The sequence below is a fragment of the Paenibacillus radicis (ex Xue et al. 2023) genome (genome assembly GCF_024722015.1).
GTDB lineage: Bacteria > Bacillota > Bacilli > Paenibacillales > NBRC-103111 > Paenibacillus_S.
Genome location: NZ_JANQBD010000011.1, coordinates 201,478 through 214,959, shown reverse-complemented (window position 1 = coordinate 214,959; position 13,482 = coordinate 201,478). Strand labels below are relative to the sequence as shown.

The 13,482-nt window shown below is 46.7% G+C and carries 12 protein-coding genes and 1 other annotated feature; of the genes, 3 read left to right on the top strand and 9 right to left on the bottom strand.

The window, feature by feature from the left end; genetic code table 11:
- Positions 1–114: 114 nt before the first annotated feature.
- The 3 genes from aceB to NV381_RS16690 form a co-directional block, all read right to left on the bottom strand.
- Entirely contained in the window at positions 115–1,692 is a 1,578-nt protein-coding gene (aceB, locus tag NV381_RS16700; protein ID WP_258214425.1) for a malate synthase A, read from the bottom strand.
- A 65-nt stretch (positions 1,693–1,757) separates the two neighbouring features.
- On the bottom strand, positions 1,758–2,522 hold the full coding sequence (locus tag NV381_RS16695) for a fumarylacetoacetate hydrolase family protein (protein WP_258214424.1): 765 nt from the start codon (positions 2,520–2,522) through the stop codon (positions 1,758–1,760).
- A gap of 224 nt (positions 2,523–2,746) precedes the next feature.
- Positions 2,747–3,517, bottom strand: coding sequence for an IclR family transcriptional regulator (locus NV381_RS16690; protein ID WP_258214423.1), 771 nt, complete (start codon positions 3,515–3,517; stop codon positions 2,747–2,749).
- 228 nt (positions 3,518–3,745) lie between these two features.
- Between NV381_RS16690 and NV381_RS16685 the strand changes: the two genes are divergently transcribed.
- Entirely contained in the window at positions 3,746–5,827 is a 2,082-nt protein-coding gene (locus tag NV381_RS16685; protein WP_258214422.1) for a hypothetical protein, read from the top strand.
- Between the two features lie 268 nt (positions 5,828–6,095).
- On the opposite strand, the gene NV381_RS16680 is transcribed toward NV381_RS16685, so the two are convergent.
- The 3 genes from NV381_RS16680 to NV381_RS16670 all read right to left on the bottom strand — a co-directional run bounded on the left by NV381_RS16680 (position 6,096) and on the right by NV381_RS16670 (position 9,449).
- On the bottom strand, positions 6,096–7,055 hold the full coding sequence (locus NV381_RS16680) for an aldose 1-epimerase (protein ID WP_258214421.1): 960 nt from the start codon (positions 7,053–7,055) through the stop codon (positions 6,096–6,098).
- Positions 7,056–7,209: 154 nt separating this feature from the next.
- Positions 7,210–8,220 carry a TIGR03943 family putative permease subunit gene (locus tag NV381_RS16675; protein ID WP_258214420.1) on the bottom strand — a complete coding sequence of 337 codons (1,011 nt, stop codon included), beginning with the start codon at positions 8,218–8,220 and terminating at the stop codon, positions 7,210–7,212.
- 29 nt (positions 8,221–8,249) lie between these two features.
- Positions 8,250–9,449, bottom strand: a complete 1,200-nt coding sequence (locus NV381_RS16670; protein ID WP_258214419.1) for a permease — start codon at positions 9,447–9,449, stop codon at positions 8,250–8,252.
- Positions 9,450–9,612: 163 nt separating this feature from the next.
- Positions 9,613–9,885: a binding site (T-box leader), on the top strand.
- 413 nt (positions 9,886–10,298) lie between these two features.
- Here NV381_RS16670 and trpS point away from each other — a divergent pair.
- Complete coding sequence (gene trpS / locus NV381_RS16665) at positions 10,299–11,282, top strand: tryptophan--tRNA ligase (protein ID WP_258214418.1); 984 nt, start codon at positions 10,299–10,301, stop codon at positions 11,280–11,282.
- Between the two features lie 511 nt (positions 11,283–11,793).
- Here trpS and NV381_RS38230 read toward each other — a convergent pair.
- The 3 genes from NV381_RS38230 to NV381_RS16655 form a co-directional block, all read right to left on the bottom strand.
- The gene (locus NV381_RS38230) at positions 11,794–12,153 is read right to left on the bottom strand and encodes a hypothetical protein (protein ID WP_308861958.1); all 360 of its coding nucleotides are present in this window, start codon (positions 12,151–12,153) and stop codon (positions 11,794–11,796) included.
- A complete protein-coding gene (locus tag NV381_RS38225) occupies positions 12,132–12,461 on the bottom strand; it encodes a hypothetical protein (RefSeq protein ID WP_308861957.1) in 330 nt (109 codons plus the stop codon). Before NV381_RS38225 ends, NV381_RS38230 begins: the two co-directional genes overlap by 22 nt.
- A gap of 347 nt (positions 12,462–12,808) precedes the next feature.
- Positions 12,809–12,988: a DUF5325 family protein gene (locus tag NV381_RS16655; RefSeq protein WP_258214417.1), complete on the bottom strand. Its 180-nt coding sequence runs from the start codon at positions 12,986–12,988 to the stop codon at positions 12,809–12,811.
- Positions 12,989–13,141: 153 nt separating this feature from the next.
- Here NV381_RS16655 and NV381_RS16650 point away from each other — a divergent pair, with 153 nt between their 5' ends.
- Positions 13,142–13,366, top strand: a complete 225-nt coding sequence (locus NV381_RS16650) for an alpha/beta-type small acid-soluble spore protein (RefSeq protein ID WP_171654000.1) — start codon at positions 13,142–13,144, stop codon at positions 13,364–13,366.
- Positions 13,367–13,482: the final 116 nt, after the last annotated feature.

The window sequence follows — 13,482 nt, the reverse complement described above, 5'->3', positions numbered from 1 at the left end:
CCTTGGATGGCTTCGTCTAAGTATGACGATCCAGGGATAGAGGCTTCAAGCTAGCTGTACTGACGTTAAGTAATTATGAAGTTAAGAAATTAGGGAAAATACCGCAGCATTCACTTACAAATATTGATATCCAGGCAAGGTCAGGAAATCTACGAATTCCGAGTCTGTGGTCATCTTGGCGAATAAGCTGCTCGCCAGCTCGAACTTGCCTTTATTGAAAGCTTCCTCTCCCCAAGCCTGCTTGATGTTCTCAAGCTCCTCTTGAAGAATTTGCTCGAATAGCTCAACGGTTACTTTTCTCCCGTCCTCGAGCACGCCCTTAGGATGACGAATCCATTGCCACACCTGGGCTCTGGAAATTTCCGCCGTTGCCGCGTCCTCCATGAGGTTGTTGATCGGAACTGCGCCGTTACCTCTCAGCCAAGCTTCTACATATTGAATGCCGACGCTTACGTTGAGCCGCAAACCGGTTTCTGTAATCGGACCGGTAGGCACCTCTAACAAATTGGCGGCTGTAATTACCACATCGTCCAGCTGCTTGCCGACCTGATTAGGTTCCGGCATGATTTCATTAAATACTTTCAAGGCAACAGGAACGAGGCCTGGATGGGCAACCCATGTTCCGTCATGACCATTAGTTGCTTCACGCAGCTTGTCGGCATGTACTTTATTCATTGCTTCTTCGTTTGCTGCCGGATTATTCTTAATAGGAATCTGTGCAGCCATACCGCCAATGCAATGCGCAGCACGTTTATGGCAGGTTTGGATCGCGAGAAGTGAGTAAGCCTTCATGAAAGGGGAGGTCATAGTGACCAAACCACGATCCGGCAAAATAACATCAGGCTGGTTGCGAAGCTTCTTAATGTAGCTGAAAATATAGTCCCAGCGTCCGCAGTTCAATGCAGCAATATGCTCGCGCAGCTCATACAAGATTTCGTCCATTTCAAATGAACCAAGAATAGTTTCGATCAATACTGTAACTTTGATGCTTCCTTGCGGAATGCCTAACGCTTGCTGGGCATAGACGAACACATCATTCCATAAGCGGGCTTCCAGATGGCTTTCCAGCTTCGGAAGGTAGAAGTAAGGGCCGCTGCCGTTTCTCAACAGCTGCTTCGCGTTATGAAAAAAGTACAAGCCGAAATCAAATAAGCTGGCCGATATCGGTTGACCATCCAACTGCAGATGCTTTTCTTCCAAATGCCAGCCGCGGGGCCTTGCGATCAGCACAGCAACCTCATCATTCAGCTTGTAGGTTTTCCCTTCAGGGCTGACAAAGTCAATGGAGCGGAGAATGGCATCACGCAGATTGATTTGTCCTTGTACAGAATTCTCCCAAGTAGGCGAGTTGGCATCTTCAAAATCAGGCATAAACACTTTAGCGCCGGAATTGAGCGCGTTGATAACCATCTTCCGGTCTCCGGCAGGTCCGGTAATCTCGACTCTGCGGTCCTGCAGATCCTGCGGCACCTTGGCTACCTTCCAGTTGCCCGAGCGGATCGCTGCGGTTTCAGGGAGAAAATCGGGCAGCTCTCCGGCATCGATTTTTGCTTGTCTATCGGCTCTCTTTTGCAGCAGTTCCTTACGAACCGGGCCAAACTTACGCTGTAGGGCGGATACAAATTCCAATGCATCCGGGGTCAAAATTTCCTGAAATGCCGGGTTTAGTTTTCCTTTAATTTCAATACGCATCGATTCAACACCCTCTCAAGTCTGTTTTATGCAGGTTACATTCCTTGATGAACCAAATCCAAGCTTTAAGCGGTAATAACAGGGTTGCGCAAAACGCCGATTTCTTCAATGATACAAGAGATTTCGTCGCCTTTTTTCATAAAGTCTGCACCTGACGGCGATCCGGATAAAATAACGTCACCCGGCTGCAAAGTCATAACGCGAGATAGATAAGAGATAAGGAAAGGGATGTTTAAAATAATTAAATCAAGACCGCTGTCCTGCTTCATAACTCCGTTGTGAACAGCCTGTACTCGTATGGAGTCCAGTTGAAGCTCCGTTTCAATGTAAGGGCCGAGAGGTGTAAAGGTGTCGAATGATTTACCTACCATCCAATGACCATTAGGATGAAAAAATTGCGATGCCGTTACATCGTTAGCTATCGTGTAGCCGAACACGTAATCCAATGCATCCTGCTCAGAAATATGGCGCGCAGTTTTACCGATAATAACCGCCAGCTCCGATTCGAATTTAACTTCATCTATGCCGGCAGGAATGACGATAGGCTCTTCGGAACCGATGACCGAGCTTAGGGATTTATAGAAAAATACAGGAATTTGTGGAGGCTGCTCCGGCTTGACGCCCCCCTGAACTATGTAGTTGCTTCCAACTCCAATAACCGAACGCGGTTCCAATGGAGAGAGCAGGGTCACATTATCTAACTGGTTGGAGGGACCGGTATAGGTCCAGCCGTTAAACAGATCGCCTTCGATTTCATACAGGGTTTCCTCCCTGAGGACAGCGCTTTTTATTAAACCTGTCTGTTTCTCCTGATAGCGGGCGAATTTCATCGGTTCATCATCTCCCTTTAGTTAATGAAATTTAAGTTCAATATAATGAACTAAGTTCAATAAAATCGTATAATAAATATATCACCATCAATATGTGGGGTCAATATGAAGACAAAGAATGTTTTTAGAATAAAAGGACCTCTAATTCCACATTGCCAGTGGAATTAGAGGTCCTTCTGTTTCCGATTTGGGATTCATGCGAGCACTTGGAGGCTTCACCAGCGTTATTCAAGTTCGCTTGCGGCATTCGTGCTGAAGGAGAGCTTGTTCGCGAGGCTAAGGATGAGCTTCAGAGCCTGTTCACGCTTCTCCTCCCAATTATGCAGAGGCATAGAGAAGCTGATCGCGGCTATCATCTTATTGCCTGATTGGTAGACGGGCACGGCAATACAATTGAAGCCCATAACTCCTTCCTGGAGGTCAAGGGCATAGCCTTGCTGCCGAATAGCAGCAAGCTGCCTGAACAGCTCCTGCTTGGTCCTTAAAGTAAAGGGAGTCAGGCTTGACAAGGAATCCTCAGAATAGAGCAGCCCAAGCTGGGATTCATCGAGGGAGGACAGCAGCATTTTCCCAAGCCCTGTCGCATGGGCGGGCAGCCGCGTGCCTGGGCCTGATACCATCTGCACAAGAGAAGGGGCCGCTTCCTTGGCCATATAAACAATTTCATTCCCCTCTAAGCTTGCAAGCTGTATCGATTCATTAACCTCCCGCATATAAGAAGGAGCTTCCTTGCGGAAAGCATCGATCAAATCGAACTGCCGGAAGAAGGCGCTGCCCATCATTCCAAAATGCATGCCGAGGGTGTAAGTATCGGAACGATCGCGGGCCAGCCAATGGAGGGCTTCCATAGTTTGCAGCAGAGAGAACATAGAGCTCTTGCTAATGTCGAGCCGCTTGCATAAATCTGTCAGCTTCAGTTGGCCGGGCTCTTCAGCCACAAGCCGTGTGACTGCGTGCGCTTTTTCTAATGCCGGCACCCAATATTTTTTATCCATTAAAGTCCCATCCATTTCTCTGTGCTTCTATATTAAATAGTGAAATTAGTTCATTATAGTGTACCGATATCTTATCATCACCTTTTAATCCTAGTCAAACCATGCACTTTTGCGGCTTGATCGCTTAGGACAAAAAGTGTCTCTGTTATGCCGTTTAGCTCAATGCTAACATGAGACCAGCAAGGCAGTGGTGAGCAAGCTTATAAATTTTTTGGGAGGAAATGTCCAATGAAACTCATTTATGATCATCGTGATGCCTCGATTTGTTTTGGTGTCGAGCAGCTTAAGAAAAGCTTGGAGCGTCAAGGCAGTTATTTTATTGAGCAATTTAATGGACAAGGAACGGTAGTGCTGCCTGTGAGTGGTATTATCATTCAGAAAGTGCATACGCCAAGAAACCAGTCACCCCGTTATGAAGATCAAGCGTATCGTATTTATCGTTCCGGGGAGCGTATTCATATAGAAGGCTCGGATTCGCGGGGAGTGATGTATGGCTGTTTGGAATGGGCAGAACGGCTGGCACGCGGGGCCACGCTTGATGATGGAGCCGAGATCAGCAATAAGCCGGCGCTTGGCATACGCGGGATTAAATATAATCTTCCTTATGCTCCGTTCGATGATGGAGATCCGTTCGTACGTAATTTAGAGACTTGTATGGATATGGAGTATTGGCGTGCCTTTATCGATATGCTTGCATTGAACCGATATAATTGTCTCAGCTTATGGTCAGAGCATCCGTATCATCTAATGGTGGTATCCTCGAAATTTCGCGCAGCGAATCCGTTCAGTGATGTAGAGATTGATCGGAATATCCGGTTTTTTCGTGAATTATTCCGGTATGCGGCAAATCGAGGCATTGATGTTTATTTATTCACTTGGAATATACGCCTGACTCCTGAGGTGGCTAAGGGATTGGGCTTGCCTGAGAATGTAGGGGATTACGGCAATATGTACGATGATCTGATTCATCGGGTAGGATTGCCACTCAATCGCTACCGCGGACAGTCTGAAGTGATTCGAGACTATATCCGCGAAATGGTGCTGCAACTATTGCTAACCTATCCAGAGCTTAAGGGGCTTGGCACCTCTGCCAGCGAATGGATGGACGGTTCTGGTTACGAACGAGAACAGTGGATTGTCGACACTTATGTAGAAGCTATCAAGCAATCGGGAAGGGAAATCCCGTTTATCCATCGTACGAATATGCAGAATGCAGGTAAGGAAATTAAAGAGCTGGTGCAGACTCGGTTCGATCCGTCGCAGTTCTACATCAGCTGGAAATATTCCAATGCCCACTGTTATTCGCATCCCCAACCTCAGTTTGAGAAGCTGTGGAATGCATGGAACGGAATTGATCTATCCACCACTCAGGTGTTATTTACGGTTCGCAATGATGATGTATTTACTCACCGTTGGGGCGATCCGGACTTCGTGCGTTCTTATGTGTTGGGGATGCAGAAGCCTTATGTAAAAGGCTTCTATTGGGGAGCGGACGGCTATATCTGGGGAAGTGATTTTCAACATGTTGATCACGGGCACAAAACATGGAAGTATGATTTTGAACGGCATTTATTTCAGTTCCAGCTGTGGGGGCGGCTATCCTACGATCCACAGACCGATGATGAGACATGGACGCATTTACAGGAGGGTCATTATGGACCGGAGCATGCTCCCGTTTTTCTGGATGGGCTTAGGAAGGCTTCGCGCATAATTCCTGCTGTGAATCGGTTATTCTGGATCGATTATGACTTTCAATGGCATGCGGAGAGCTGCTTGTCTCAAGTAAGCGGCTTTAAAACGATACTGGATTTTGTAGAAGCAGTCCCGATGCCGGGAGTTGGAGTGATGGGCTTGCCTGAATTTGCTCAAGCAGAAGCAGAGGGAAGGATTAACGAACGGATGCTTCAATATGAAGAAGCTCCGACTGATATTTTGCAAATACTGGAGGAGTCTTCCTCGGCCGCGGAACAAGCGGCTCAGCAGCTGGATTCAAGCCTTGGGGAATGGAAGGGCGGTCATGCGGAATGCACGCTGCATGATTTGAAATCCTATGCTGCGATGGGGCGCTACTACTTGTGTAAGTTTGGTGCGGCTTTAGAGTTGAACAGATACAAGCACACGGGTGATGTTACCCATAAGGAGCGGGCAGTAGCATTGCTGGAGGAAGCTTGCGGCCATTGGGATAGGCTCGGTTACTTGTGGAGCTTGCATAACAAGCCCTACTATATGGCAAGGGTGAAGCATACCTTTGGGTATCCGTATTATGCTGATGATGTGCGCAGAGATGTTGAATTGGCCAGACTCGTATAAGCAGAGGATTCCTGTGGTAGTTACTTGCAACAAGAAAGCATACGTTTAAGCTGGAGGTGAACTATAGGCAACAACAAAAACAACCTTGGCAGGCTGCCAAGGTTGTTTTTGTTGTTAAAGATGCAGTTACAGTTAGTGCATCTTAGGTGCAGCCTCGACGATTGCATAGGGGTCATAATGATCGTATTTTTACCAATCATGGTCCATACAATCGTCGGCATCCCTTCTCTAGATGCAGTTAAGTGCATCTATGCCGTTCACAGCTGGGTTAGGATGTTTTATATACAATCCTTAAGGCAACTTCCAATTCTAAGGTATTGCCTGGCTGAATTCCGCGAACACCGGTTACTTCTGCTGGTTGATCTATATTCGGGGCATTAGTAACCCAAGTATAGGGCTCCAGACAAATGAAATCATGGGCTTCACCCTTTGTATAAATAACCCATTGCTTAAAGAGGTCAGACCCGCTGTAACGAATTTCGACGTCATCTCTGGATAAAATTGCGATGCACGGATTGTCTCCAACCTGGAAGACGGTGTCCATGTCATGGCCGCTCAGCGCATTTCCTTCGATCAAAGCATCATAGCGGCCTAGCGGAATAATCTCTCCTGTCGGGATATTTTGCTCATCCAATTCCCAAATTCCGCTGACTGGCAGCTGCAGCTTCCAGCTTTCCGGTTTACCGTCCAACAGAAACCATGTATGCAGACCATAGCCGAATGGAGCTGTTTCTGTTCCTCTATTCGTAGCCTTCAGCGAGTGAATCAGCTCACTGCCATCAAGTGTATAAGTTACTTCTAATTCCAGCGCATGCGGGTATTGACGTTGTACATTAACATCATCGTTCAAATTGAATGAGGATGTGATGAACAGCTTGCCATCCTCTGACACACCAGCCTGAGTCACTGTCCAAGACTGCTGCCTTATAACGCCATGGATATGGTTCCCGGTATTTTGCTGGGTAATGTTGAATTGATAATTGCGTCCGTCAAATTGGAAATTGCCTTTGCGAATCCGATTAGGCGGCATTAGAATCGGCGTTCCATACTGAACAAATTGTTCAGTCATCGCAGTTGGACTCTCGGGTGTGCGAAGCAGCTCCCGCTGCAATTTTTTATCCCAAATGCTGTAAACATTGTTGCCAATAGCAGGGCAAATGGAGACGATCAGTTGATCGTTTTCCAGAATGTAAGCCGGAGTTCCCTGCCAATCAATTTGTTTAGCCATAAGTTTGGGCTCCTTTGTAGGGCTGTATTTTTAAATTCCATAATTAACCTAACAGCTGCGCTCCTATTGTAACAAAAGGAGCGCAGCTGTGTCATCAGGTAAAAAGGAGAGGCTCCATAATAACAAGCGAGCCTGGTTGGTTTTATACGCAGTCCTATGTGCCGAAATCAATATTAGGGTAAACGTATTGTGTTTTAGCCGGTTCCGCTTTGGCTACCTTTTCTACTTTTAGCAGCATGATGTCCATGTCGTTGAACTTCGTTTTTTGAATCGTGCCTGTAACGGTTACCCAGGAATCATCAGCAAAATTTTTGGCGCGGTCATATTCCACAAGGACTCCAAATGGCGAGGCATCCGCGGAGCAGCATTGAATAGAGAAACGGCCGACGACGAACTGGTTATCCTTCATATCCTCTTGACGGTATACAAATCCGGTTAACTCCAGCTTTTTCCCGATAAATTGATCCAAATATAAGTCGAGGGTAGTGAGCGTTTCGATATACATGTTTTCTTTGACCGGAATGACTCCGGATTTGTACAATTCCTTGGCATATTTAGCATAATGCTCGGTGAATCTGTCCGATGGGAACATGGCATCTTGATTCCCTGAAGAGGAAGGAGCAGTCTTTCCGGCTGAATCTCCGGGCGTTACAGCAGCTCCTGGTGCAGCAGCAGAGCCTGTCGTTCCAGAGCCATTGCTTGAAGCCGCGCCTCCTGATGATGGAGCTGCCGGGTTAGGAACAGGTGCTGACGGCGCCGTGGAGGACGCTTCCTTTTTCACATTGCTCGAGCTGCTCAAGTTCATTCCTTTCTTAGCCGCAAGACTGCTGCCCATCGATGTATCGGGGAGAAGAAAGCCAAGCAGCAGCGGAAAGAAAAACAACCCGTAGATAACCGTGTTTTTGAGCAAGGATGAGGAGGGAGTATGATCATGATCACAATCGCAAGCAGCGGCAGAGCCGAAGAACGCCCGAATAGCCTGGTACACCTGATACACGGCAATGGCGTAAAAAGCGACAGCGGACCATTTGACATAATCAACCATCCGCGGAGCAATATAAAACAAGATGTTATCTGTTCTGACCAGATGGACTATGTACATGGCAAAGCCAAACAGGATGGAAGCTTTGATAAAATGATGCAAGCTATAAATACGCGGACTCACAATAGCACGCTCCTTTTTATATGAGTAGGTTATGCAAAAAATATTCGTTCAAACAAAAGGGAGCAGACTAACACTACAACGATGACTAACCCGGATAACGCCAAAACAAACTTGGTACGGAAGGTGGACAGCAGCATTAGTAAGCTTTTAATATCGAGCATCGGTCCGAAAACAAGAAACGTCAGTAGAGAGCCTGTAGTGAAGGTTGAGCCGAAGGAGGAGGCTACGAACGCGTCCGAAGTAGAGCACAAGGATAAAATAAAAGCAAAGCCCATCATAAATAAATGCGATCCAAGGGCGCCTTGCCCGATGGAAACGAGACTTTCCCGATCAACTAGCGTTTGAATAACGGCTGTAATGAAGGCCCCGAACATCAAGTATTTACCCATGTCAAAAAATTCATCGGAAGCGTGCCCGAGCACTCCGAACAATCGTCCGGTAAAGCCTGAATGGCTATGATCGTGATGATGGCTATGCTGATGAGCTTGCTGCTTATTGTTGGTGCTGGGATCAGCCCCATGCTGGTGTACTTGCTGCGGCTTGCTTTCTGTCAAATGTGCTTGATGGTGGTCATGATCTGTGTGATTATGATGTCCGTGGTTGTGATTGTGATCATGACTATGATCATGACCGTGATCGTGACTGTGGTGTCCATGCTGCTCTGTCAGCCCAAGTGAAAGTGTTCCGCGTAAGGGACTGAATTTGAAATACCGGTAAATGATTAATCCGATTACAATGGCAACGATAAAAGCAAGAGCCATACGGGAGTAAGCAATTTCCGGGCGGGTGCGGAAGGCCATGAAGGTGGATGCATAAACAACTGGGTTAATAATGGGTCCAACCAGTATAAAAACAATTGCCACATAAAGAGGCATGCCTTTACGCAGCAATCTTCGGATTACCGGAATCATACCGCATTCGCACAATGGAAATATAATACCGACCAGGCAGGCGAACAAAATACCCAGAAGCGGGTTTTTGGGCACCAGCCTGCGTATCGTTTGCTCGGAAACAAACATTTGGAGCAAGGCCGATACGAGCACCCCAAGCAGAATGAACGGGAAGGCTTCGAGAATGATGCTTAAAAATAATGTTTTAAAGTTTTGGAGATTGTCGCTGTTTATAAAAGTTAAAGTAGGCTGCTGCTTTTGAGTAAAAATAAGGAACAATAGAACAAGGCAAATGAGTGCTAGTACATTGGTAGTTATGCGTTGGACTTTCGAATGCAATGGACATTTCCCCTCCCGTATTCGTAATTATTATTATAGCTTATGTCAAAAAGTACGTACATAGGACATGCAGAACGAAAAAAAACGCCCAAGCCTGGATGAAGGCACGAGCGGCTTATGGTCGAATTGACAGAACGGACGGCATTGATTATGATAATAAAACAAACAAGCAATGACAGGAACAAGTAAACGATGGCGATTCTTTCAGAGAGCCGGTGGCAGCTGAGAACCGGTAGATAGCTTACGTCGAATGGATCCTTGAGCTGACGGTTGAACGATGCGTGCGGGAGACGTTGTCATAACATGACTACGGCTTAACACGACGGGTCTAATGCCGCTCCGGGGGCTCCCCGTTACAGGAGCTTAAGGTTTTTTGCCGCGATTGATGTCCGGCGGAAAACGAAATAGGGTGGCACCACGGTCCTTCGTCCCTTTGGCGGAGGCTTTTTTGCGTTCGAAAAAGTGCTTGGGAGAGTTGCCGCTAACCCTTTTTAACCCTTTAAACCCTTTAAAACCTTAGTGTTGAAAGCTGTGTGAGTTCCGGGGGAAGGGATGTGCTGCGGCCGCTGTTGAAAACGGGTTATCTGATTGGACTCGATTAAGGTAATAACCCGTTTTCAAAGGCGGCACGTAAACTCTCCGCACATTCCCTTGCTCCCTCCACTCACACTTTTCAACGCTAGGGGAAGGGCTTCAGGCGAGATTTGGAGGCTCTCTCGCAGGGCTGTACGTTTTTCAAACGAAAAAAAGTGGGATTACTAGAGAGCAAGAGCGTAAGAGCGTAAGGGCACAAGAGTCCGAGAGAGAAAAAGCAAAAATAAAAATATAAGATAACGGAGGAAACAAAAAATGAAAAGAGTACTATCCGGCATGCAGCCAAGCGGACAGCTAACGTTAGGCAATTATATTGGGGCATTGAAAAATTTCACTGAGCTGCAGCATACACATGATTGTTACTTTATGGTGGTCGATCTGCACGCGATTACAGTGCCGCAGGAGCCGGCTGCACTTCGTGAGCAAAGCGAGGCCGTTGCGGCGTTGTACATCGCGGCGGGCATTGATCCGTCCAAGGCGAACGTTTTTCTGCAATCCCACGTGCGGCAGCATGCCGAGTTAGGATGGTTGTTCACCACGCTTACTTACATGGGTGAGCTGGAGCGAATGACGCAATTTAAAGATAAGTCAGCCGGTAAAGATTCGGTTGGAGCAGGTCTGTTCACGTATCCTTCCCTAATGGCCGCAGACATATTATTGTACAATGCCGATTTAGTTCCGGTTGGTGATGACCAGAAGCAGCACTTGGAGCTGACTCGTGATTTGGCCCACCGGTTTAATCAGCGTTTTGGAGATACTTATACGATTCCGGAGCCTTATATCCCCCAAGTAGGCGCTCGAGTTATGTCATTGGACGATGCCTCCAACAAGATGAGCAAGAGCAATCCGAACCAAGGCAGCTTTATAACCATGCTGGATGCACCGGATGTTATTCGCAAAAAAATCAGCCGTGCCGTTACCGATTCCGGGCGTGAAGTTAAGTTCGATCCTCAAAATAAGCCGGAAGTCAGCAACTTAATCAGTATTTACGCTCAATGCTCGAAAAAGCCTGTTGCCGAGATAGAAGCTATGTATGATGGGCAAGGCTACGGACCGTTCAAAAAGGATTTAGCGGAGCAGGTAGTAGGACTGCTTGAGCCGATTCAAGAACGGTATCGCGATATTCGCGCTTCAGGAGAGCTTCACAGCATACTGCGTGAGGGTGCGGAGCGCGCTTCAGTGCAAGCAGAGAAAATGCTTCGTGCTACAAAAGAAAAGATGGGATTTTTAGTACTATAAGTTGCTGCCTAATTGAGTTTGTAATCCATACTTTTGGGACACCTGAGCAACGATAGGAACAGCGAAGCTCGCTAGCACTAGGATGCTATGATAGTATCGGATCCCTAGTAGCGCGAAGAAGTCGTATTGGCCGGACTTCAGGTAAGGTTCTTCACTGGTAAAAATGAGGCGACGGAGCAGAGTGTACTCTGTCTAGAGAGTAGACATAACGTACAGGAACAAAGAGTATTTCTATCCATAGGGTAGACATAACGTACTACAGGAATAGAGAGTTCCGTTATTCGATCAACCGCGTCTAATTTAGGGCCTTAGCGGAAGTCGCAGTTCCTTTATTTAGTGGAAAATGGGTTTATCGCTAACAAAACGGACCGATAACGGAAGCAGTTCTTCCCTTATCGGTCCGTTTTGCTGTGCTTTTGAGGCATAGCGGAAGTATTGCTTCCTCTATAACGTGGTTACTCCCTTCCTTTATTGCTTTCGTTCCCTTGGTACAGCAACAGCTGCCTTCCCCTTACCAAGACAAATGTTTCGCTCCCTGATTCAGCTTGAACGATCGAATACGTTTGTCACCTGATGCGGGCAGTAATAGCTTCGCTTGTACAAGACGATGAAGCAGTGTTCGTGCATGGCGGTCAGAGATTCCGATATACTTGGACACATCCAATGGTGTTAAAAGCTCTTGTTTACGTATCATGAGGCGGATAATCTGCTGTTCTTTCGGCGACAAGGACAACTGCTGCGCTCCTTCGGCAAACCAGATGCCAAGGAATTGCTGGATAAGCTGCTGACAAAGCCGCGGTTTCTCTGCAACGTCATCGTAAGAGAAACGAATGATGCGCCAACCGTCAATCACCAGATGGTTTTGGCGCATGAGCTGATCAGCGAACTGCCAGCGGGACACATCCCTGCCGTGGGGACCGTAACCATCGATTTCGATACATAGCTGCAAAGGAAAACGGAGATAGGCAAAATCGAGGACCGTGTGCCGTCTTTAAAATCATGTACCTCATATTCCGGATGCAAATAATCGAAATTGCCGATCGCTGGCCACCAGACATGCTCCAAAAATGAGCGCTCTGCATGTCCATGCCCTTCCTGTAAGCGGCGAAGATATTCACCTGAACGCCCTTCTGCTTGTTTTCGAATAAATAACCCATATTCTTTCTTGAACAATTTCACTAACCCCCTCCTATGAGATAACAGCTGCAAAAATTGAAAAAGCCACTCTATCCCCATCAATATGGGAACGAGCGGCGTGTTCTTCACGACGTAAATGTATGACCTGACTTAAGATTAATAATATCCTATAAGTGAACTAGCTTCAACTATTATACAACGCGAGCAATCCCGGGTGCGCGTTGAGGTGTTGTATGGTGGTCGGTCGAACCCCACGAAATGATATCACCGTAAACTCATAGAACAAAAACTTTTAGAATGCTCAGCTCAACTTGGAGAGATCCGTTCGGCCTTAAGAGGAGCTAACTGTCTTTAGTTGAACTAGACCGAACTAGAGGCTATTGAAAGCTTTAACCGCCGTTCCGTCTTCTTAGCTTAGCCTTAACAATGAAGCCGAAGCCGATGAACGATATAGACAGTATGGAAAACAGCAGTACCAGCCACACATTTCCTATGCTGATTGAATAGCTTATACAGGCTAAGAGCGCAGTGCCGCAAATGGCAAATAAGAGAGCGAGTCCTTTGTTCATAGGGGTTGTCCACCTTTTTAATCGAGTATTTGAAAATATAAAAAACATTTTTCAGAATGTGCGTATACTTTTTTCTCTACGTCACATAATAAGTTTGCAAGCTTGCAAATACATCAAAGATATTCATTCAGATTGAAAGGAGTGCTGATCATCATGGCACAAGGACAATCCCGCAGCAGTAATGTATTGGTGGTTCCACAAGCAGCTTCAGCTCTAGACCAACTAAAATATGAGGTAGCTCAAGAGTTGGGTATACAAATTCCACAAGATGGTTATTACGGTTATATGGCTACTCGTGACACAGGTGCAATCGGTGGTCACATTACTCGCCGTCTGGTGCAAATTGCGGAGCAATCACTTGCAGGCGGCCAACGCTAGTTATCGTAACGTAAGCTTCATCATAGAAGCTCAAGGAGAAATCCTTGGGCTTTTTGAGTTGAAGAGGACCATAAGTTATGCCATGCCATAAGGAAAGGGCTGCCTCAACAGCCCAT

What these genes read in the sequence shown, in the direction of transcription:
- NV381_RS16650 (WP_171654000.1), top strand. Translation starts at nt 13,142, where the DNA reads ATGGCACAAGGACAATCCCGCAGCAGTAATGTATTGGTGGTTCCACAA.
- NV381_RS16690 (WP_258214423.1), bottom strand. Translation starts at nt 3,517, where the DNA reads ATGGATAAAAAATATTGGGTGCCGGCATTAGAAAAAGCGCACGCAGTC.
- NV381_RS16655 (WP_258214417.1), bottom strand. Translation starts at nt 12,988, where the DNA reads ATGAACAAAGGACTCGCTCTCTTATTTGCCATTTGCGGCACTGCGCTC.
- aceB (WP_258214425.1), bottom strand. Translation starts at nt 1,692, where the DNA reads ATGCGTATTGAAATTAAAGGAAAACTAAACCCGGCATTTCAGGAAATT.
- trpS (WP_258214418.1), top strand. Translation starts at nt 10,299, where the DNA reads ATGAAAAGAGTACTATCCGGCATGCAGCCAAGCGGACAGCTAACGTTA.
- NV381_RS16695 (WP_258214424.1), bottom strand. Translation starts at nt 2,522, where the DNA reads ATGAAATTCGCCCGCTATCAGGAGAAACAGACAGGTTTAATAAAAAGC.
- NV381_RS16685 (WP_258214422.1), top strand. Translation starts at nt 3,746, where the DNA reads ATGAAACTCATTTATGATCATCGTGATGCCTCGATTTGTTTTGGTGTC.
- NV381_RS38230 (WP_308861958.1), bottom strand. Translation starts at nt 12,153, where the DNA reads ATGCGCCAAAACCATCTGGTGATTGACGGTTGGCGCATCATTCGTTTC.
- NV381_RS16680 (WP_258214421.1), bottom strand. Translation starts at nt 7,055, where the DNA reads ATGGCTAAACAAATTGATTGGCAGGGAACTCCGGCTTACATTCTGGAA.